General features: G+C 73.1%; 15 protein-coding genes. 10 read left to right on the top strand and 5 right to left on the bottom strand.

Going from position 1 to position 20,319, the window contains the following annotated elements; translation table 11 throughout:
- Positions 1-432 precede the first annotated feature (432 nt).
- The 4 genes from lepA to hemW all read left to right on the top strand — a co-directional run bounded on the left by lepA (position 433) and on the right by hemW (position 8,427).
- Positions 433-2,301 carry a translation elongation factor 4 gene (gene lepA / locus AB0G84_RS01140; protein WP_361313681.1) on the top strand — a complete coding sequence of 623 codons (1,869 nt, stop codon included), beginning with the start codon at positions 433-435 and terminating at the stop codon, positions 2,299-2,301.
- A gap of 462 nt (positions 2,302-2,763) precedes the next feature.
- Positions 2,764-4,653 (top strand): AMP-dependent synthetase/ligase, encoded by a 1,890-nt coding sequence (locus tag AB0G84_RS01145; RefSeq protein WP_361313683.1) that lies wholly within the window; start codon positions 2,764-2,766, stop codon positions 4,651-4,653.
- A gap of 351 nt (positions 4,654-5,004) precedes the next feature.
- A complete protein-coding gene (locus AB0G84_RS01150; RefSeq protein ID WP_361313685.1) occupies positions 5,005-7,047 on the top strand; it encodes an ATP-binding SpoIIE family protein phosphatase in 2,043 nt (680 codons plus the stop codon).
- 147 nt (positions 7,048-7,194) lie between these two features.
- Positions 7,195-8,427 carry a radical SAM family heme chaperone HemW gene (gene hemW, locus AB0G84_RS01155; RefSeq protein ID WP_361313688.1) on the top strand — a complete coding sequence of 411 codons (1,233 nt, stop codon included), beginning with the start codon at positions 7,195-7,197 and terminating at the stop codon, positions 8,425-8,427.
- A gap of 157 nt (positions 8,428-8,584) precedes the next feature.
- Here hemW and AB0G84_RS01160 read toward each other — a convergent pair whose 3' ends face one another.
- Positions 8,585-9,418 (bottom strand): DUF3097 domain-containing protein, encoded by an 834-nt coding sequence (locus tag AB0G84_RS01160; RefSeq protein WP_361313691.1) that lies wholly within the window; start codon positions 9,416-9,418, stop codon positions 8,585-8,587.
- A gap of 109 nt (positions 9,419-9,527) precedes the next feature.
- Complete coding sequence (locus tag AB0G84_RS01165) at positions 9,528-10,265, bottom strand: MBL fold metallo-hydrolase (RefSeq protein WP_361313694.1); 738 nt, start codon at positions 10,263-10,265, stop codon at positions 9,528-9,530.
- Positions 10,266-10,459: 194 nt separating this feature from the next.
- Here AB0G84_RS01165 and hrcA point away from each other — a divergent pair, with 194 nt between their 5' ends.
- From hrcA to AB0G84_RS01185, 4 genes are all read left to right on the top strand, one after another.
- Positions 10,460-11,476 (top strand): heat-inducible transcriptional repressor HrcA, encoded by a 1,017-nt coding sequence (gene hrcA, locus AB0G84_RS01170; RefSeq protein ID WP_361313696.1) that lies wholly within the window; start codon positions 10,460-10,462, stop codon positions 11,474-11,476.
- Positions 11,477-12,613: a molecular chaperone DnaJ gene (gene dnaJ / locus AB0G84_RS01175; protein ID WP_361313699.1), complete on the top strand. Its 1,137-nt coding sequence runs from the start codon at positions 11,477-11,479 to the stop codon at positions 12,611-12,613. It abuts the gene before it with no gap.
- Between the two features lie 178 nt (positions 12,614-12,791).
- Positions 12,792-13,880, top strand: a complete 1,089-nt coding sequence (locus AB0G84_RS01180) for a nitronate monooxygenase (protein ID WP_361313702.1) — start codon at positions 12,792-12,794, stop codon at positions 13,878-13,880.
- Positions 13,877-14,620: a 16S rRNA (uracil(1498)-N(3))-methyltransferase gene (locus tag AB0G84_RS01185; RefSeq protein ID WP_361313705.1), complete on the top strand. Its 744-nt coding sequence runs from the start codon at positions 13,877-13,879 to the stop codon at positions 14,618-14,620. The genes AB0G84_RS01180 and AB0G84_RS01185 overlap by 4 nt, the downstream gene beginning before the upstream one ends.
- 68 nt (positions 14,621-14,688) lie before the next feature.
- Here the strand turns inward: AB0G84_RS01185 and AB0G84_RS01190 are convergent, their stop codons facing one another.
- Positions 14,689-17,181: a hypothetical protein gene (locus AB0G84_RS01190; RefSeq protein WP_361313707.1), complete on the bottom strand. Its 2,493-nt coding sequence runs from the start codon at positions 17,179-17,181 to the stop codon at positions 14,689-14,691.
- A 195-nt stretch (positions 17,182-17,376) separates the two neighbouring features.
- On the bottom strand, positions 17,377-17,808 hold the full coding sequence (locus AB0G84_RS01195; protein WP_361313710.1) for an OsmC family protein: 432 nt from the start codon (positions 17,806-17,808) through the stop codon (positions 17,377-17,379).
- 212 nt (positions 17,809-18,020) lie between these two features.
- Between AB0G84_RS01195 and AB0G84_RS01200 the strand changes: the two genes are divergently transcribed.
- Positions 18,021-18,380 (top strand): histidine triad nucleotide-binding protein, encoded by a 360-nt coding sequence (locus AB0G84_RS01200; protein ID WP_361315040.1) that lies wholly within the window; start codon positions 18,021-18,023, stop codon positions 18,378-18,380.
- A gap of 18 nt (positions 18,381-18,398) precedes the next feature.
- On the top strand, positions 18,399-19,304 hold the full coding sequence (locus tag AB0G84_RS01205) for a ribonuclease Z (RefSeq protein ID WP_361313713.1): 906 nt from the start codon (positions 18,399-18,401) through the stop codon (positions 19,302-19,304).
- Between the two features lie 42 nt (positions 19,305-19,346).
- Here the strand turns inward: AB0G84_RS01205 and AB0G84_RS01210 are convergent, their stop codons facing one another.
- On the bottom strand, positions 19,347-20,162 hold the full coding sequence (locus tag AB0G84_RS01210) for an HAD family acid phosphatase (protein ID WP_361313715.1): 816 nt from the start codon (positions 20,160-20,162) through the stop codon (positions 19,347-19,349).
- Positions 20,163-20,319: the final 157 nt, after the last annotated feature.

The raw sequence follows: 20,319 nt of genomic DNA on the forward strand, positions 1-20,319 counted from the left end.
GCCGGAACCCGCCAACGGAGCCGGTCAGGGCTGGCAGGCTGGCCAGGGCGGTCAACGGAAGCCGCCAACGGAGCCGCTCAGAGTCGGCCTGGGCAGCCAACGGAAGCGGTCAACGGAAGCCGCCACCGCAGCCGGTCGGAGTCGACCCGGGCAGCCAACGGAAGCGGACAACGGAAGCGGACAACGGAAGCGGTCATCGGAAGCGGTCATCGGAAGCGGCCAACGGAAGCGCCCGCTGGAGCCCGTCAGAGTCGGCCAGCCCTCTTCAGGCCTCGCCCCGACCCCACCCCGCCCCGTCCGGACCCGCCCCCGCAGCCCCGTCGCAGGCGGGTCAGGGCCGCCCACACCCGACCGACCCCGCCGCTCATGGGACCATGGGAAGACGTCACATACCCGAGTCCCGCCTACCCGCGTTCACTGAATGGACCCTGCGTGCCCGCGACCCCTACGAACGTGCCGGAGCCGAGCCGTACCGACCCGGCCCTCCTCCGTAACTTCTGCATCATCGCGCACATCGACCACGGCAAGTCGACGCTCGCCGACCGGATGCTCCAGCTCACCGGTGTCGTCGACCAGCGGCAGATGCGCGCGCAGTACCTCGACCGCATGGACATCGAGCGCGAGCGCGGCATCACGATCAAGTCCCAGGCGGTCCGGCTGCCCTGGAGCCCCTCCGAGGGCGAAGAGGCCAGTGGCACCACCCACATCCTCAACATGATCGACACGCCGGGCCACGTCGACTTCACCTACGAGGTGTCGCGCTCCCTGGCCGCGTGCGAGGGCTGCATCCTGCTCGTCGACGCCGCCCAGGGCATCGAGGCCCAGACCCTCGCCAACCTCTACCTGGCGATGGAGCACGACCTCACGATCATCCCCGTCCTCAACAAGATCGACCTGCCGGCCGCGCAGCCCGAGAAGTTCGCCGCGGAGCTGGCCAACCTGGTCGGCTGCGAGCCCGAGGACGTGCTGAAGGTCTCCGCCAAGACCGGCGTCGGCGTGCCGGAGCTGCTGGACAAGGTCGTCCGCGAGGTGCCCGCCCCGGTGGGCGTCAAGGACGCACCCGCCCGCGCGATGATCTTCGACTCGGTCTACGACGCGTACCGCGGCGTCGTGACGTACGTGAAGGTCGTCGACGGCACGCTCGGCAAGCGCGAGCGGATCAAGATGATGTCCACCGGCGCCGCGCACGAGCTGCTGGAGATCGGCACGAACTCCCCGGAGATGAAGCCGGCCGACGGCCTCTCCGTCGGCGAGGTCGGCTACCTCATCACCGGTGTGAAGGACGTCCGCCAGTCCAAGGTGGGCGACACCATCACCCAGCTCAACAAGGGGGCGGAGGAGCCGCTCGGCGGCTACAAGGACCCCAAGCCGATGGTGTTCTCGGGCCTGTACCCGCTGGACGGCTCGGACTACCCGGAACTGCGTGACGCGCTCGACAAGCTCCAGCTCAACGACGCCGCGCTGGTCTACGAGCCGGAGACCTCGGCGGCCCTCGGCTTCGGCTTCCGCGTCGGCTTCCTGGGTCTGCTGCACCTGGAGGTCATCCGCGAGCGCCTGGAGCGCGAGTTCGGGCTCGACCTCATCGCCACCGCGCCCAACGTGGTCTACCGCGTGGAGATGGAGGACGGCGCCGAGCACGAGGTCACCAACCCGAGCGAGTTCCCCACCGGCAAGATCGACAAGGTGCACGAGCCGGTCGTGCGCGCCACGATCCTGGCGCCCAGCGAGTTCATCGGCGCGATCATGGAGCTGTGCCAGAACCGCCGCGGCAACCTGCTGGGCATGGACTACCTCTCCGAGGACCGGGTCGAGATCCGCTACACCCTGCCGCTCGCCGAGGTCGTCTTCGACTTCTTCGACCAGCTCAAGTCCAAGACCCGTGGCTATGCCTCGCTGGACTACGAGCCCACCGGCGAGCAGATCGCCGACCTGGTGAAGGTCGACATCCTGCTGCACGGGGACAAGGTCGACGCGTTCTCCGCGATCTGCCACAAGGACAAGGCGTACGCGTACGGTGTGCGGCTGGTCGCCAAGCTGCGGGAGCTGATCCCGCGGCAGAGCTTCGAGGTGCCGATCCAGGCCGCCATCGGCAGCCGGGTCATCGCCCGTGAGACGGTCCGCGCGATCCGCAAGGACGTCCTCGCCAAGTGCTACGGCGGTGACATCTCCCGTAAGCGGAAGCTGCTGGAGAAGCAGAAGGAAGGCAAGAAGCGGATGAAGATGGTCGGCAGCGTGGAGGTCCCGCAGGAGGCCTTCATCGCGGTGCTGTCCTCGGACTCCGACGGCGACAAGAAGAAGTAGCAGAAGCAGTAGCAGAAGAAGCGGCGGCGGGCCGCCGTCGGGAGCGCCGGCGGCGGACGGCGGCCCGCTCGTGGTGCGGGGCGCCGGTCCCTCTTGTGGGGCCGGCGCCCCGTCGCGTTCCCGGGCATGGATCCGATGCGCGGCCGGCGTACCTGCCGCGCATCGGAGGAGACGCGCCTGCCGCGCATCGGGAGGAAACGCCCCCGCCGCGCATCGGGAGGAAAGCGGAGCGCGCCATTCCGCCGTCGCTCGCGCCGCGTCGCCCGCTGTGGTCTGGTGGGCGGTGATCGGCCCGGCGCGCATATCGGGCGATGCGCGTGCTACCTACAGCTATCGCACTGGTCACATCGTGAACCAGTCGGCCGTAGCCCCTTACGCGTCGGCGCAACGCGCTCTAGTCTGATCACTGCTGAGAGGTTACTCGCGAGTCACCACGCAACGATGCGGGCCCCGGAGGACGCCGTGACGGACACCCACACGCTGATCGAAAATCGGCCGCCCTCGGTGGCGCACCTCTTCCTGGAGCGGGTCGCGGCCACGCCCGAGGCCGAGGCGTACCGCTACCCCGTCCCGCCCGCCTCGGGGCAGGGCCCGGACGACTGGAAGGCGCTCAGCTGGGCCGAGGCCGCCGAGCGGGTCTATGCGGTGGCCGCAGGGCTGATCGCGCTGGGCGTGCGGCCCGAGGAGCGGGTGGCGCTGGCGTCCAACACCCGCGCCGAGTGGATCCTCGCCGACCTCGGGGTGCTCTGCTCCGGCGCCGCCACCACCACGGTCTACCCCAGCACCAACGCCGAGGAGACCGCGTACATCCTCGCCGACTCCGGCAGCCGGGTGCTGATCGCGGAGGACGCCGGGCAGCTGGCCAAGGCGCGCGAGCGGCGCGCGGAGCTGCCCGAGTTGGCGCATGTGGTGGTCATCGACGAGGCCGGTGCCGAGCCCGCGGCCGACGACCCCGAGGGGTGGGTGCTCACGCTGGCCGAGCTGGAGAAGCGCGGCGTCGCCTATCTGGAGCAGCACCCGGAGTGCGTCAAGGAGCGGGTCGCGGCGCTGCGTGCCGACCAGTTGGCGACGCTGATCTACACCTCCGGTACCACTGGCCGTCCCAAGGGCGTCCGGCTGCCGCACGACTGCTGGTCGTACATGGCCCGGGCGATCCAGTCGACGGGGCTGGTCACGCAGGAGGACGTGCAGTACCTCTGGCTGCCGCTGGCGCACGTCTTCGGCAAGGTGCTCACCGCCGGGCAGATCGCCACCGGCCAGGTGATCGCCGTCGACGGCCGGGTCGACAAGATCATCACGAATCTGCCGGTCGTCCGGCCCACGTACATGGCGGCCGTGCCGCGGATCTTCGAGAAGGTCTACAACGGTGTCGCGGCCAAGGCCCGGGAGGGTGGCGGCGCCAAGTACAAGATCTTCCAGTGGGCGGCCGGGGTGGCCCGCGAGTACGCCAAGGTCTCCCAGGACAACTTCCGCCGCACCGGCAACGCCTCGGTGCCGTTCGCGCTCGGCGCCAAGCACAAGGTCGCCGACGCCCTGGTGTACGCCAAGCTGCGCGAGGCCTTCGGCGGTCGGCTGCGCGCCGCGGTCTCCGGCTCGGCCGCGCTCTCCCCGGAGATCGGCTACTTCTTCTCCGGTGCCGGCATCCACATCCTGGAGGGCTACGGCCTGACGGAGTCCAGCGCCGCCAGCTTCGTCAACCCCGGCGAGGCCTACCGCACCGGCACTGTCGGCAAGCCGCTGCCCGGCACCGAGGTGCGGATCGCCGAGGACGGCGAGATCCTGCTGCGCGGTCCCGGCATCATGCAGGGCTACCACGGCCTGCCGGAGAAGACCGCCGAGGTCCTGGAGGAGGACGGCTGGTTCCACACCGGCGACATCGGCGAGCTGTCCCCCGACGGCTACCTGCGGATCACCGACCGCAAGAAGGACCTGATCAAGACCTCGGGCGGCAAGTACATCGCCCCGGCCGAGGTGGAGGGGCAGTTCAAGGCGGTCTGTCCGTTCGTCTCCAATGTGCTGGTGCACGGCGCCAACCGGAACTTCTGCACCGCGCTGATCGCCCTCGACGAGCCGACGATCATGGGCTGGGCTGCGGAGCACGGTCTGGCGGGCAGAACGTACGCCGAGGTCGTCGCCACCGACCAGGTCCGGGAGCTGATCGACGGCTATGTCGAGCGAGTCAACGAGGGGCTGCAGCGCTGGCAGCAGATCCGCAAGTTCCGGCTGCTGCCGCGTGACCTGGACATCGAGCACGGCGAGGTGACCCCCAGCCTCAAGATCAAGCGCCCGGTGGTGGAGCGCGCGTTCAAGGACCTGCTGGAGGAGATGTACGCCGGCTCCCGGGAGGCGTAGCCCGGGCCCGGCGGAGGTACGAGGGCGGTACGGCGACTGTGGGGCGGTGCGGCGGCCCGCGCCCCGGCCCGCCCCGTAGTGCCGCCGGCCCCGCGCCCCGTACGCCGTGCGGGACCCCGCCCTGTACGCCGTGCGGGGACCCGTCTCGTACGCCGTTCCGTACGGCGGGCCGGGGCCCGGGCCGGTCTGGCGGCCGCCGGGCTGTGCCTGGGGCAACTCCCTCGGTGCGTCAGTCCTCTTGGGGGGTATCACCGCCGACTTCCGTGACTCAGTGCTTATGGGTGCGCCCGTTCTGTCACTCTGTCGTTGGCGCATCCGGCGCTGTAGCGGAGCGGGCACGGGAGTTGCTCAATGAGGACGACTACGACGACCACGTCGTCTGCGCGGGACGACCAGGTCACGGCGGGGTGCGGGACCGGAGCGGGCGGGGCCGCCGGCCGGGCCCGGCGGGCGGGTCTGCCCGGCGATCCGCAGGCCGCGGCGGCCGCCCGGCGGTTCGTCCGGGACTCCTTCGCCGACTGGACCGCCCGACGGCTGCCCGGCGCGGAGGGCCTCACCGACCGGCTCGCTGAGGAAACGGTGCTGCTGGTCAGTGAGTTGGTGACCAATGCGGTGGTGCACGCGGGCACCACCGTCGAACTGTGCTGCCGGCTGGACCCCGCACCGGAGCGGGAGGATCCGGCGGAACCGGGACCCGCGCCGCTGCCCGGCGTCGTGGTCGAGGTCTCCGACCGCCACCCCACCCAGCCGGTCCGCGCCCGGGGGCCCGCCGCCGACGACGGGCCCGGGGGCGAGGCTGTTGGGGCCGAGGGCGCCGGCCATGGACTGCAGCTGATCAGCGCGGTCGCCGAGGCCTGGGGCATCACCTACCGCCGCGCGATGAAGACCGTGTGGTTCCGGCTGCCCGTGGATCCGCCGGGGGCCGGCGCCCGCCCGGAGCCGGAGCCCGCCGACGACGGTCAGCTGCTACAACACGGGCTGCGGGCCGCCGAGCTCCTCGCCCCGGCGCCGCGCCGCACCCCCCGCCGGGACGGCGGCGCCGGCCCGGTCGACAACGGCGCCCTCTCCTTCCTCGCCGAGGCCTCCGACCTGCTCTCCGGCCAGCTCGACGCCGACCAGGTCGCCGCCCTCGCCGCCCAGCTGATCGTGCCGCGGCTCGCCGACTGGTGTGCGGTGTGGCTCTACGACGGCGATGCCGGGGCGCCCGGCCGGGGCATCGCCGCGAACGGCGAGGAGCAGCGGCTCGCCGGCGTCTGGCACACCAACGAGAGCCGGATCGACGCCCTGCGGGAGGCACTGGAGAAGGAGCCGCCGGAGGTGCCGGGCAGCAGCCCGCCCGCCGGCGCGCCGACCGCGGTCCCCTGGCCCTGGCCGCACGCGCCGAACGGCGACGAACCGGGCGGCGCGGCGCTGGCCTGCCCGCTGATCGCCGGCGGCCGCCGCCTCGGCACGCTGCTGCTCGGCCGGGGCGGGCTGCCGCGCTTCCCCGACGAGGTGGTCGGCCTCCTGGAGGACCTGGGCCGTCGGGTCGCCCGCGCCGTGGCCACCGCCCGGGCCTACAGCCGCCAGGAGCGCATCAGCCAGGTACTGCAGCGCAGGCTGTTGCCCCGGGGGCGGGCGGAGGTGCCCGGGGTGGAATCGGCGGTGGTCTACGAGCCGCGCGAGGGAGCCTGGGCCGGTGGCGACTTCTGGGACCTGTTCGACGCCGGGAACGGCCGGTGGTGCTTCGCGCTCGGCGATGTCTGCGGCAGCGGTCCCGAAGCCGCGGCGGTCACCGGGCTGGCCCGGCCGGTGCTGCGGCTGCTGGCCCGCGACGGCTTCGGCGTCGGCGAGGTGCTCGACCGGCTCAACAAGACCATGGCCCGCGAGGCCGCGGACTCGGTCGCGGCGGTCGCGGCGGCGGTAGCGGCGGCCGGCGCCGGGGCCGAGGCACCGGTGGAGATCCGTGAGGAGGGCGAGCAGGCCCGCTTCCTCTCGCTCCTCTACGGCGAGATCGTCCCGCACCCCGGCGGCGCCGGTGGCGCCCGCTGCACCCTCGCCAGCGCCGGCCACCCGCTGCCGTTGCTGCTCGGCACGGACGGCACGGTCCGGGTGGTGGCGGCGCCGCAGATGCTGCTCGGGGTGGTCCAGGACACCACGTACGTGAGCGAATCGTTCGACCTCTGCCGCGGCGAGACGCTGCTGTGCGTCACCGACGGCGTCACCGAGCGCCGGTCCGGCCGCCGGCTCTTCGACGACGAGGACGGCCTGGCCAAGACCCTCGCCGCCGGTGCCGGTTTGGGCGCCACCGACCTCGCGGACCACATCCGCAACACCGTCCACGCCTTCGGCCCGGTCCCGCCGGACGACGACCTGGCGCTGCTGGTCCTCCAGGCGGCGGGCGGCCCCGGGTAGGGCGCTTCCTTCGGATCTTCGTGGGCTCGCGTGGCCCACGGAGATCCGGTGGTCGACGAAGATCCGAAAGCAGCGCCGCTCGGCGCCGTCGGGGCCCGCCCCCGGGCCGGAGCCGGGGCACTCGCCGGATGACGGACAATGGTCCCCATGCCTTCTGCACTGCCCGATGGTGAGCCGATGCCCGAGGACGGGGCGCTGCCCCGCCGTGCGCTGACGGGCGCCGCCGGCCGGCCGCTCGGCTTCTATCTGCACGTGCCGTACTGCGCCACCCGCTGCGGCTACTGCGACTTCAACACCTACACCGCGAGCGAGCTGCGCGGCTCCGGCGGCGCCCTGGCCTCCCGCGACAACTACGCCGACACCGTCGTGGAGGAGATCCGGCTGGCCCGCAAGGTGCTGGGCGATGACCCGCGGCCGGTGGCGACCGTCTTCGTGGGCGGCGGCACCCCGACCCTGCTGCCCGCCGCCGACCTCGGCCGGATGCTGGCGGCGATCCGCGAGGAGTTCGGCCTGGCACCGGACGCCGAGGTCACCACCGAGGCCAACCCCGAGTCCGTCGACCCGCGCTACCTCACCGAACTGCGCGCGGCCGGCTACAACCGGGTCTCCTTCGGCATGCAGAGCGCCCGGCAGCACGTCCTGAAGGTCCTGGACCGTACGCACACCCCCGGCCGCCCCGAGGCCTGCGTCGCCGAGGCCCGCGCCGCCGGCTTCGACCACATCAACCTCGACCTGATCTACGGCACCCCCGGCGAGACCGACGACGACTGGCGGGCCTCCCTGGACGCCGCGCTCGGCGCCGGCCCCGACCATGTCTCCGCCTACGCCCTGATCGTCGAGGAGGGCACCCAGCTGGCCCGCCGGATCCGCCGCGGCGAGGTCCCGATGACCGACGACGACGTGCACGCCGACCGGTACCTCATCGCCGACGACCGGCTCACCGCGGCCGGCTTCTCCTGGTACGAGGTCTCCAACTGGGCCACCACCGACGCCGCCCGGTGCCGCCACAACGAGCTCTACTGGACCGGCGCCGACTGGTGGGGCGCCGGCCCCGGCGCCCACAGCCACGTGGGCGGCGTCCGCTGGTGGAACGTCAAGCACCCCGGCGCGTACGCCCAGGCCCTCAGCGAGGGGCGCTCACCGGGCGCGGGCCGCGAGGTCCTGGCGGACGAGGACCGGCGGGTGGAGCGCATCCTGCTCGAACTGCGGCTCTCCGACGGCTGCCCGCTCGACCTGCTCGCCCCGGTGGGCGCCCGGGCCGCCGCCCGCGCCCTGGACGACGGGCTGCTGGAGCCCGGCCCCTACGGCGCGGGCCGCGCGGTCCTCACGCTGCGCGGGCGGCTGCTGGCGGACGCGGTGGTGCGGGACCTGGTGGACTGACCGGCGGCCCGGTCCGCGGTGGGCGCGCCCGCACGGCGCCGGAGCGGCGGGCTGACCCGTCACCCCGAACGGACCCGTCCCGTACCCCACCGGAGGGGCCGCCCGCCGTCACCCCGCCCCCGCCGTCACCCCGCCCCCGCCGTCACCCCATCCGCCGTTACCCCGCCCCGCCGACCGTGACGAAGTCGATCAGCTCCTCCACCCGCCCCAGCAGCGCCGGCTCCAGGTCCTTGTAGGACCGCACGCACGACAGGATCCGCTGCCACGCCGCGCCGGTGTGCTCCGGCCAGCCCAGCGCCCGGCACACCCCGGTCTTCCAGTCCTGCCCGTGCGGGACGGCCGGCCAGGCCGGGATCCCCACCGACGACGCCTTCACCGCCTCCCACACATCGATGTACGGGTGGCCCACCACGCGGACGTGCTCACCGGTCACCCCGGCCGCGATCCGCGACTCCTTCGAACCGGGCACCAGGTGGTCGACGAGCACGCCCAGCCGGGCGTCGGGCCCCGGGGAGAACGAGCGCACGATCGCCGGGAGGTCGTCGATGCCCTCCAGGTACTCCACGACGACCCCCTCGATCCGCAGGTCGTCGCCCCAGACCCGCTCGACCAGTTCGGCGTCGTGCCGGCCCTCCACGTAGATGCGCCCGGCGCGTGCGACCCGGGCGCGGGCGCCGGGGACGGCGAGTGAACCCGATGCGGTCCGGGCCGGCCCGGACGGCGCCGGCCGGCTCTGCGGGCGGACCAGGGTGACCACCTTGCCCTCCAGCAGGAAGCCGCGCGGGGTCATGGGGAAGACGCGGTGCTTGCCGAACCGGTCCTCCAGGGTCACCGTCGGGCCCTCGGCGGTCTTCTCGCAGCGGATCACCGCGCCGCAGAACCCCGTGGTGACCTCCTCGACGACCAGATCGGGCTCGGCCGGCACCTCCGGGGCGGGGCGCTGCTTCTTCCAGGGCGGGGTGAGGTCGGCGCTGTAGCGCTTGCTGTGCATGGGGACCTGTTCTGTGCGAGGTGCGGACGTGCCAGGCGACGGTGACGGGAGGGCCGGGCGACGGTGACGGGAGGGCCGGGCAACGGTGACGGGAGGGCCGGGCGGCGGGTCAGGAGGAGGGAGCGGCGCCGAAGCGGGCGGCCAACGCGTCCCGCTGTGCCCGGACGAAGCGGGCGTCCACCACGGCGCCGTGGCCGGGGACGTACACCGCGTCCTCGCCGCCGAGGGCCAGCAGCCGGTCCAGCGCCGCCGGCCAACGGTGCGGCAGGGCGTCCGGGCCCGCCTGCGGCTCCCCGGACTCCTCGACCAGGTCGCCGCAGAAGACGATCTCGGGGGCGCCGTGCCGGCCGGGCACCAGGACCGCCAGGTCGTGCGCGGTGTGGCCGGGGCCGACGTTGGCCAGCAGCGCCTGGCGCCCGCCCAGGTCGACGGTGAGCTGGTCGTGCACGTGGTGGTGCGGGACGACCAGCAGATCGGCGGCCTCGGCCGCGGCGTCCCGGTCGAGGCCGTGCCGCACCGCATCGTGCCGCAGCTCGTCCTTGCTGCGGCGCAGCAGCTCACCCAGGCCGGTCGCGCCGAACACCTCGACGCCCGCGAAGGCGGCGGTACCCAGCACATGATCGAAGTGCGGGTGAGTTAGCGCGACATGCGTCACGTCCCGGCCCAGGACGGCCCGGACCGTCCGGCGCAGATCCGCGCCGTCGCGGAGGCTCGCGCCGGTGTCGACGATCATGACGCCGGAGGTGCCGGCGATCACGCCGACGGTCTCGTCCCAGCCCGGCATCCGGCGCCTGGCCACGCCGTCGCCGAGCTGTTCCCACCCGGCCTCTTCCCAAGCAGTGCGCATACCGAGACGCTAGCTCCCTCGCGATAGCGTTGCCCGGCAGATCGGTCGAAGACGGTCATCCGGCGGGTGCTGTGCGCGGTCGCCCTTGCCGTCCCCGTGCTACCCGGCCGTACACTGGCTCCGGGTCTGGCACTCGGCCCGTGTGAGTGCCAGGAGAAGCGAGATGACGGACGACCGGACTGGAGGTGCGCGGGATGCTCAGTGAACGCAGGCTCGAAGTGCTGCGCGCCATCGTCCAGGACTACGTCGGGACGGAGGAGCCGGTCGGCTCCAAGGCGCTCACCGAGCGCCATCGGTTGGGGGTCTCCCCGGCCACGGTCCGCAATGACATGGCGGCCCTGGAGGACGAGGGCTTCATCGCCCAGCCCCATACGAGTGCTGGGCGGATCCCGACCGACAAGGGCTACCGCCTCTTCGTCGACAAGCTGGCCGGCGTCAAGCCGCTGTCCAGCCCCGAGCGGCGGGCGATCCAGAACTTCCTGGACGGCGCCGTCGACCTCGACGATGTGGTGGGGCGCACGGTCCGGCTGCTGGCGCAGCTGACCCGGCAGGTCGCGGTCGTGCAGTACCCGTCCCTGACGCGGTCCACGGTCCGGCACGTCGAACTGCTGGCGCTGGCCCCGGCCCGGCTGATGTTGGTGCTGATCACCGACACCGGACGGGTCGAGCAGCGGCTGATCGACTGCCAGGCACCGTTCGCCGAGACGTCCCTCGCGGACCTGCGGGCGCGGCTGAACAGCCGGGTGGTGGGACGCCGTTTCACGGATGTGCCCCCGTTGGTGCAGGATCTCCCCGAGTCCTTCGAGCAGGACGACCGCGGCACGGTCTCGACAGTGCTGTCGGTGTTGCTGGAGACTTTGGTGGAGGAGACCGAAGAGCGGCTGATGATCGGCGGAACCGCCAATCTCACGCGCTTCGGACACGACTTCCCCCTGACCATCCGTCCGGTGCTGGAGGCACTTGAGGAGCACGTGGTGATGCTCAAGCTGCTCGGCGAAGCCAAGGACTCGGGCATGACCGTACGCATCGGGCATGAGAATGCCCACGAAGGCCTGACGTCCACCTCGGTCGTCACGGTCGGCTACGGTTCGGGCGACGAGGCAGTCGCCAAACTCGGCGTGGTCGGACCGACCCGCATGGACTACCCCGGAACGATGGGAGCGGTACGCGCAGTGGCACGTTACGTCGGACAGATCCTCGCGGAGTCGTAAGTGGCCACGGATTACTACGCGGTCCTGGGCGTTCGGCGCGATGCCTCGCAGGACGAGATCAAGAAGGCGTTCCGGCGGCTGGCGCGCGAGCTCCACCCGGACGTCAACCCGGATCCGAAGACCCAGGAGCGGTTCAAGGAGATCAACGCCGCTTACGAGGTCCTGTCGGACCCGCAGAAGAAGCAGGTATACGACCTCGGCGGCGACCCGCTCTCGCAGGCCGGCGGCGGCCAGGGCGCGGGCGGCTTCGGCGCGGGCTTCGGCAACTTCTCCGACATCATGGACGCGTTCTTCGGCACCGCCTCCCAGCGCGGGCCGCGCTCGCGGACCCGCCGCGGTCAGGACGCCATGATCCGGCTCGATGTCGAGCTGAGCGAGGCGGCCTTCGGCACGACCAAGGACATCCAGGTCGACACCGCCGTGGTCTGCACGACCTGCACCGGTGAGGGGGCGGCGCCGGGCACCTCGGCGCAGACCTGTGACATGTGCCGCGGCCGCGGTGAGGTCTCCCAGGTCACCCGGTCCTTCCTGGGCCAGGTCATGACCTCGCGGCCCTGCCCGCAGTGCCAGGGCTTCGGTACGGTCGTGCCGACCCCGTGCCCCGAGTGCGCCGGTGACGGACGGATCCGCTCCCGCCGCACGCTGACCGTCAAGATCCCGGCCGGTGTCGACAACGGCACCCGGATCCAACTCGCCGGTGAGGGCGAGGTCGGCCCCGGTGGCGGCCCCGCCGGTGACCTCTATGTGGAGATCCACGAGCTGGCGCATCAGGTCTTCCAGCGGCGCGGCGACGATCTGCACTGCACGGTCACCATCCCGATGACGGCGGCGGCGCTGGGCACCAAGTGTCCGCTGGAGACGCTGGACGGGGTGGAGGAGATCGACGTCCGGCCCGGCACCCAGTCCGGCCAGTCGATCCCGCTGCACCAGCGCGGTGTGACCCATCTGCGGGGCAACGGCCGTGGCGATCTGATCGTCCACGTCGAGGTCCAGACGCCCTCCAAGCTCGACCCCGAGCAGGAGGAGCTGCTGCGGCGCCTCGCCAAGCTCCGTGGCGAGGAGCGCCCCACGGGCCAGTTCCAGCCGGGGCAGCAGGGGCTGTTCTCGCGCCTGAAGGACGCGTTCAACGGGCGGTAGATAGTCGGCCGGAGCCCGGGGGCGCGTCCCCCGGGCAAGCGCCGTCAGCCGGGGCAGCGGGGGCTGTTCTCGCGCCTGAAGGGCGCGTTCAACGGGCGGTGGACAACGGGCCGGAGCGGGTTGGAAGAGCGTCCGGCCCCGGTTCGGGGTGGTGCCCTGAGCGTGACACGATGTGCGCATGCCCACCGCACTGACCGATCTCTGCCGCTACCCCATCGTGCAGGCCCCGATGGCGGGCGGCGGTTCCGGCCCGGAGCTGGCCGCCGCCGTCTGCGGTGCCGGCGGTCTCGGATCCCTCGCCGCCGGCTACAAGACCGCTGATGGCATGTACCAGGAGATCAAACAGCTGCGGTCGCTGACCGACCGGCCCTTCGGCGTCAACCTCTTCATGCCGCAGCCGTCGCTGGCCGACAGCGCCGCCGTCGACGTCTACCGCGAACAGCTCGCCGGCGAGGCCGCCTGGTACGAGACCGAACTCGGTGACACCGAAGGGCCCAGCGACGACGGCTACGAGGCCAAGCTCGCGATCCTGCGGGAGGACCCGGTGCCGGTGGTGTCGTTCACCTTCGGCTGCCCCTCGCGCGCGGTCCTCGACGCCTTCGCCAAGGTCGGGACGTACACCGTGGTCACCGCCACCACCGCCGCCGAGGCACAGGCCGCGCAGTGGTCCGGGGCGGACGCGGTGTGTGTGCAGGGCGTGGAGGCCGGCGGCCACCAGGCCACCCACCGGGACGACCCGCATGCGGACGGCACCGGTTCGGGGCTGGGGCTGATGGCGCTGCTCGGCCAGGTCCGGGAGGCCGTCCAGATCCCGGTGATCGCCGCGGGCGGGCTGATGCGCGGGGCGCAGATCGCGGCAGTGCTGGCCGCCGGGGCGACGATGGCGCAGCTGGGCACCGCCTTCCTCGCTACCCCGGAGTCGGGCGCCAATCCGCTCCACAAGCAGGCGCTCACCAACCCCCTCTACACACATACGGAGTTGACCCGGGCCTTCTCCGGCCGGCCGGCCCGCGGGCTGGTGAACCGCTTCCTGCGCGAGCACGGCCCGTACGCCCCGGCCGCCTACCCCGCCGTGCACTACCTGACCGCCCCCGTCCGCAAGGCCGCGGCCAAGGCGGGCGACGCGCAGGGGATGAACCTCTGGGCCGGGCAGGGCCACCGGCTGGCCCGCGAGCTGCCCGCCGCGCAGCTCGTCGAGGTCCTGGCGGCCGAACTGGAAGCGGCGCGCGCCGCGTTGACCCTCCCCACGGCCGGCGGCGCCGTATGACCGCGCCCGTTTTCCTCGTCGATGCGCTCGGGCCCGTACGGGCGGGCGGCACCCTGACCCTGGACGGCCCCGAGGGCCGGCACGCGGTGTCGGTGCGCCGGCTGCGGGTCGGCGAGGAGGTCGTGCTGACGGACGGTCAGGGCGCCGGGGCCTACGGGACGGTCGCCGCCGTCGAGGGCAAGGACCGGCTCACCGTGGCCGTCGCCGAGGTGCGCACCGAGGAGCGGCCGGAGCCCACCCTCACCGTCGTCCAGGCGCTCCCCAAGGGCGACCGCGGGGAGCTGGCCGTCGAGACGATGACCGAGACCGGCGTGGACGCGATCGTGCCCTGGTCGGCGGCGCGTTGTATCACCCAGTGGAAGGGCGAGCGGGCAGCCAAGTCGCTGGCCAAGTGGCGCGCCACGGCCCGCGAGGCGGGCAAGCAGTCCCGCCGGCTGACCTTCCCTGAGGTCGCCGACCCCTGCACGACCCGCCAGGTGGCGGCCCTGCTCGCCGACGCCGACTTCGCGGCCGTCCTGCACGAGGAGGGCAGCTCGCCGCTGGCCACCGCCGAACTCCCCGCCACCGGGCGGATCGTGCTCGTCGTCGGCCCCGAGGGCGGTGTCTCCCCGGAGGAGCTGGCCGTCTTCGCCGAGGCCGGCGCCCGGCCTTACCGGCTGGGCCCGACCGTGCTGCGCACCTCCACGGCGGGGACCGCGGCGACCGCCCTGCTGCTGGGCCGCACCGGGCGCTGGAGCTAGGTCAGCTTCTTTCGGATCTTCGTGGGTTTGGGCCCTAGCTCCGGTCCCCCCCCGTACGGCCCTCCGGTTCACACCGCCGGGTGCATCAGCGCCCCGGCCGTCGTCATCAGCTCCCTGAGGCTGCCGGCGAAGGTCGGCAGGAGCTGGAGGCAGAGTGCCCAGGCCTCCACGTCGGTGCCCAGGTGCGCGGTGGCCAGTGCGGCGGCGCGGTGGCGTATCCCGCGGCGGTCCGCCTGCGCGTCCGGGGACTCCACGGCCCGCAGCAGGCGGCCCAGGGCCTCGCGGGCGGGGCCGCAGTGGTCCAGCAGGTCCTCGGGGGTGAGCGCACCGCGCCGGAGGGCCGACCGGACCCAGGTGCGGTCGTCGTGGCCGCTCGCGGGGGCGTCGGGCAGGAGCTCCAGCAGCAGTTCGCGGGGGCAGTCCGGGCGCTCCGCGAGCGCCGTGGCAAGCCGGCCGGGCAGTTCGCCCGCGCGGCGGGCCTCGATCAGCGCGGGCCAGGGCAGGGCGATGCCGTCTCCGGCGAGCTTGTGCGCCTGCCGGTCGGCGGCGTAGGACGGTGCCGTGGTGAGGTACGCGATCAGCTTGGCCGGGTCCTCCTCGGCGGCGAGCCGGGCGCGCAGCTGCTCCAGGCCGTCGGGGGCTTCCAGGGCCCGCTCGGTCTGCCGACGGAGGGCGACCGGGAGCCGGTCCATCGCCAGGATCTCCCGCACTCCGTCCGGCCCGTTGCGCTCCCACACGGCGATCAGCAGCCGCAGCCGCGCCGCCGGGGTCTGCAGCTTCAGCCGTCCCACGATCTTGCGGGCGACACCGAGGTCGCCGGACTCCAGGCCCGCGACCAACCAGTGGCGGTAGTGGCCGAGGTTGACCTCGTCAAGCGTCCGCAGGAGTGCGTCCGGTACCCGGCGGGTGCCGCCGCCGCGCAGCCGCCCGGCCAGCATCCGCTCCCGCTCCCGCTGGTCGATGTGGCCGTGGAGGAAGAGGACGGCGTCCACCTGTGGTGCGTCGAGGTCGAGGAGGTGCTGGAGCTGCTCGGGGGACAGGGAGCGGCAGGCCGCCTGGGAGGCCGGCGCCGCGACACCGTGTGCGGCCGTCAGCGCGTCCCGGACGGCCGGGGACGGGTCGCCGTACACCAGGAGGTGCTGCACGGCCCGCGGGTCGAAGTGCGGTACGACGGCGGTCTGCGCCTCCTGTGAGGCGCATCCGAACAGGCCGAGGAACGCCGCCCGGGACGCCTCCGGAGCCGTCGCGGGGAACACCGCCTCCAGGCGGCGCGGCCAGGCGGTGGTGCGCTTCTGCCGGGACGTGGCATCGGCGGCGTCGGCGATCAGCTCGGCGACCGTGCCGCGGGCGCGCCCCAGCCGGGCGTAACACGTCAGCCAGTTGACCGGGTCGGTGCCGAGCGGTGCGAGCAGGGCGCCGATGGCCTTCCGGGTCGGCTCGTGGTCGTACGGCAGCGCGTGCAGCACCTCCATGGCCGGTGTCACCTCGGTCAGGACCCGCTCCGCGGACAGCCAGCCCGCACGGATGCCGCGCCCGAGCACCTCCTCCAAGGGCACCCGGCCCGCCCGGGCCTCGGGGCCGACGAGGGTCTCGAAGGGGAGCTCCGCGGCGCTCCGTGCCGTCGCCGAGGGGTCCGTGCGGAAGGCCTCCAGGACCAGCTCGCGGGGGCAGCCCTCCCACCGGATCAGCGTGAACAGCGGGTTGCCGGGACGGAAGCCGCGTGCGGGCCGGGGTTCCGTCCCGAAGGGGTAGCGGGCGTGCTCCTGGCGCACCAGGTCCCAGTCGACGGCTTCGGGCCGCTCCTGGTGCCCGAAGCCGTCACGGGCCCTCAACAGGGCGCGCACCATCGCCGGGTCCGTCGGGGCGCCGGCCGGCCGGTGCTCCCGGAGGAAGGCCGCCGGGTCGTCGGCGCCCGCGGCGGACCGCAGCAGGTCCAACAGCTCCGGGTGCCCCAGGTCGAGGTCGGTGGCCCCCTCGACGGCACGGACGAACGCCCGGAACACCTCACCCCCGGCGAGGTGGGCCAGGGCGGTACAGGCGTCCAGCGCCGCCATCAGCGGGAGGTTCGGTGCCAGCCGGCCCAGGGCGTAGGAGATCAGCTGGGGGAACGGCCCGGTCAGCGCCGCCACCACCTCGACGGGTGTGGCCTCCTCCTGGAACACCGGCACCAGCCCGCCCTCCTCGTCCCACCGCGGGTCGGTGGGATCGGCGGCGCCGGCCCCCGCCATCAGGGCGTCCAGCAGGCCCGGGATGTCCTTCACCGGTCGCTTCCGGTGCTGACCGGAGGGGAGGTACTGGGCGCTCCACAGGGCGCGGGCGACCTCCGGGTCACCGGCCGCCGCGGCCCGGAGCAGGAACGCCTCCGGCTCCTCGGCCATCGCCGCCCGCAGCGCCGCCGCGTCGGGTCCGAGGAGCCCGGCCAGCGACTCCTGCGACAGCCCGAGGCGTTCGGTCAGCGCGGCCATCAGCTCCGGGCGCAGCCGCTCGGCCAGCGCATCGGCGGTCTCCGGGTCGGCGAGGCGCAGCGCCAGGCGGAGAGCGGTGGGGGAGCTGTGGGTCACGTGGGATCCCTTCGTGAGCGGGCATGCGGCGGTCCGCAGGGGCACCGGACGCGGGTGTCCGCCGGTCCGGAGCCGTTCGTACGAAGAGATCGTGGCACGGCCCACTGACAACGCGGCGGGGCGCCGGCCGGCCCCAAGGACCGGCCGGCGCCCCGCCGTTCACCACAGCGGCGGCCGGCCGCGCCGGCCGCCGGATCAGCCCAGCAGCTCGGCCGTCAGCGTGATGTTCTTGACGCCCGCCAGCGCCTGGCTGACCGGGCAGTTCTTCTTGGCGTCCTCGGCCGCGGCCTGGAACTCCTCCTCGGACAGGCCGGGGACGCTGGCCTTCACGGTCAGCGCGATGGCGGTGATGCCCTCGCCGGGCTGGAAGGTGACGTCGGCCTGGGTGTCCAGGGCCGCGACGGTGTAGCCCTTGCCCGCCAGGCCGTGCGAGAAGGCCATGGAGTAGCAGGAGGAGTGGGCGGCGGCGATCAGCTCCTCGGGGCTGGTGGTGCCGTTCGGCTGCTCCGCGCGGGCGGGCCAGTTCACGTCGTACGTACCGACCTTGGAGGACTCCAGGGCGACGGTGCCCTTGCCCTCCAGGAGGTTGCCTTCCCAGTGGGTCTTGGCGGTGCGCGTGGTTGCCATGGTGCATAACTCCCGGTTGTGGGCGAAAGCGATCACCGACCAGCTTAGTGATCCGGTCGCCGCCCGCCCCTCCGGCTCCCGCCGCGGCGAGGCGGGGCGCGGGGGCGCGACCGGGCGGCGACCGGGCGGGTAGGAGCCGGTGCGGGGCCGGCCCGGTAGCATCCCAGGCCGTGCGCACCGTGCGTACGACGGACGACCGGGAGGAGCCGCCGGTGGCGGGAGAACCGCAGGCCGACTGCCTGTTCTGCAAGATCGTGGCGGGGGAGGTGCCGGCGACGATCGTCCGGGAGACCGAGACCACCGTCGCCTTCCGCGACATCAACCCGCAGGCGCCGACGCACGTCCTGGTGATCCCCAAGGTGCACTACCCGGACGCGGCGAGCCTGGCGGCCGCCGAGCCGCAGGTGATCGCCGACATACTGCGGGAGTCCCGCGAGGTCGCCGCCGAGGACAAGGTCGAGGACCGTGGCTACCGGGTGGTGTTCAACACCGGTTCCGGCGCGGGCCAGACGGTCTTCCACGCCCATCTGCATGTGCTCGGTGGGCGGGGCCTTCAGTGGCCCCCCGGCTGACGGGAGCGGTAACCCACCTTGTCCGTACGTGAATTGGTGGTCCTGGGGACCGCGAGCCAGGTCCCCACACGGCACCGCAACCACAACGGCTACCTGCTGCGCTGGGACGGCCAGGGGCTGCTCTTCGACCCCGGGGAGGGGACCCAGCGCCAGATGTTGCGCGCCGGGGTCGCCGCTCACGACCTGAACCGGATCTGCATCACGCACTTCCACGGTGACCACTCGCTCGGCCTGGCCGGGGTGATCCAGCGGATCAACCTCGACCGGGTGCCCCACCCGGTCACCGCGCACTACCCGGCCAGCGGGGAGCGCTTCTTCGAGCGGCTGCGCTACGCCACCGCCTACCGGGAGACCGTCCGGATGGTCCAGCGCCCGGTCGAGGTCGACGGCGAGCTGGAGCGCACCGCGTCGTACGTCCTGGAGGCGCGCAAGCTCTCCCACCCGGTGGAGTCCTACGGCTACCGCCTGGTGGAGCCGGACGCCCGCCGGATGCTGCCGGAGCGGCTGGCACAGGCCGGTATCGCCGGTCCCGACGTGGGGCGCCTGCAGAAGCTCGGCGAGCTGAACGGCGTCACCCTGGACGAGGTGAGCGAGCACCGTCCCGGTCAGCGGTTCGCGTTCGTGATGGACACCCGGCTCTGCCCGGGGGTGCACGCGCTCGCGGAGGGGGCGGACCTGCTGGTGATCGAGTCGACGTTCCTGGACGAGGACGTCCAGCTGGCTTCCGACCACGGCCACCTGACGGCGGGGCAGGCCGCGGAGGCGGCCGCCGCGGCAGGGGTGCGGCACCTGGTGCTGACGCACTTCTCGCAGCGGTACGACGACCCCTCGGAGTTCGAGCGGCAGGCCCGCGCGGCCGGCTTCACCGGCGAACTGACCATCGCCAAGGACCTGTTGCGCATCCCGGTGCCCAAGCGGCGCTGAGCGCACGCCCGGCGGACCGCGGTCCGCCGGGCGCGGCCCCGGTCAGGGCAGGTAGTACATCGGGTTGGGCATCTTGAAGGTGCGGGCGCTCGCGCCGCCGCTCAGATCGCTGTACTGGTCCCCGAAGTTGGCGACGATGCGGTAGCCGAGGGACTCGATGTGCTTACGGGTGCCCGACTTGTACTCGATGGTGGTGCACTTGGCGCCGCAGGGCAGGTACGGCGGCGGGTGCTCGGTGTTCTTCAGGTAGACGTGGCCGCGGTCCAGCGCCACGTCGTAGCCGACGTTCTTGAGGTTGCGCACGCTCCAGTCGCGCTGCGCCTCCTTGCGGCCGGTGAGGAAGAAGACCTCGGCGCCCTTCTTGTGCGCCCAGTTGACCAGCTTGTTCATCCCGAACACCGGGTCCATGTCGGTGCTCTCCAGGTACTTGTCCTGGCTCTCGGGGGTGAAGTGGAAGCCGACCTGAAGCTCGTAGTTGTAGGTGAGCAGCGTGGTGTCGTCCATGTCGAGCACGATGGCGGGCTTGGCCTTCCGCCCGCTGCCGGTCTGCTGCGCCAGGGCCTTGGCCAGGTAGTCGCGGGCCTTGGTCTCTATCCCGCGGACCTGGCGGGCGTAGTTGCTGTGCGGTGAGGCGTAGTGCTGGCCGTCGGCCGTCACCGTGTCGCCGTAGTACGCCTTGATCTTGTCCTGCACCTGCGTGAGGTTGGGGATCTCCTTGTCGGTGCGGGGCACCGAGTGCTCTGCGGTGGCCTGGCCGACGCCGAAGGCGGCGGTGCCGGCGACCAGGGCGGCGACCGTGGCGGCGCCGAGGCGGGCGCGGCGGGACAGGGCGGTGCGGAAGCGGGCGGGGCGCGGCATGCGCGGCTCCTTGTAGGGGGGTGGCTGAGTTTCACCGGTAGGTGTAACAGAGCATCAAAGCGCCTTCTACGCGCGAAGATTCAACGATTGGCAAAGGCTCACCGCTGGAGGCGGGCGGTGCGGTGCAGGGTGGGCGTCGGTGGCGCACCGGGGCCGG

The sequence above is a fragment of the Streptomyces sp. NPDC020742 genome (assembly GCF_040641675.1).
Classification (GTDB): domain Bacteria; phylum Actinomycetota; class Actinomycetes; order Streptomycetales; family Streptomycetaceae; genus Streptomyces.

Excerpts from the sequence above, each read along its gene's own strand:
- AB0G84_RS01165 (WP_361313694.1), bottom strand. The coding sequence starts at position 10,265 with ATGCGCACTGCTTGGGAAGAGGCCGGGTGGGAACAGCTCGGCGACGGC.
- hrcA (WP_361313696.1), top strand. The coding sequence starts at position 10,460 with ATGCTCAGTGAACGCAGGCTCGAAGTGCTGCGCGCCATCGTCCAGGAC.
- AB0G84_RS01210 (WP_361313715.1), bottom strand. The coding sequence starts at position 20,162 with ATGCCGCGCCCCGCCCGCTTCCGCACCGCCCTGTCCCGCCGCGCCCGC.
- AB0G84_RS01160 (WP_361313691.1), bottom strand. The coding sequence starts at position 9,418 with ATGCACAGCAAGCGCTACAGCGCCGACCTCACCCCGCCCTGGAAGAAG.
- AB0G84_RS01150 (WP_361313685.1), top strand. The coding sequence starts at position 5,005 with ATGAGGACGACTACGACGACCACGTCGTCTGCGCGGGACGACCAGGTC.
- AB0G84_RS01185 (WP_361313705.1), top strand. The coding sequence starts at position 13,877 with ATGACCGCGCCCGTTTTCCTCGTCGATGCGCTCGGGCCCGTACGGGCG.
- AB0G84_RS01180 (WP_361313702.1), top strand. The coding sequence starts at position 12,792 with ATGCCCACCGCACTGACCGATCTCTGCCGCTACCCCATCGTGCAGGCC.
- hemW (WP_361313688.1), top strand. The coding sequence starts at position 7,195 with ATGCCTTCTGCACTGCCCGATGGTGAGCCGATGCCCGAGGACGGGGCG.
- AB0G84_RS01195 (WP_361313710.1), bottom strand. The coding sequence starts at position 17,808 with ATGGCAACCACGCGCACCGCCAAGACCCACTGGGAAGGCAACCTCCTG.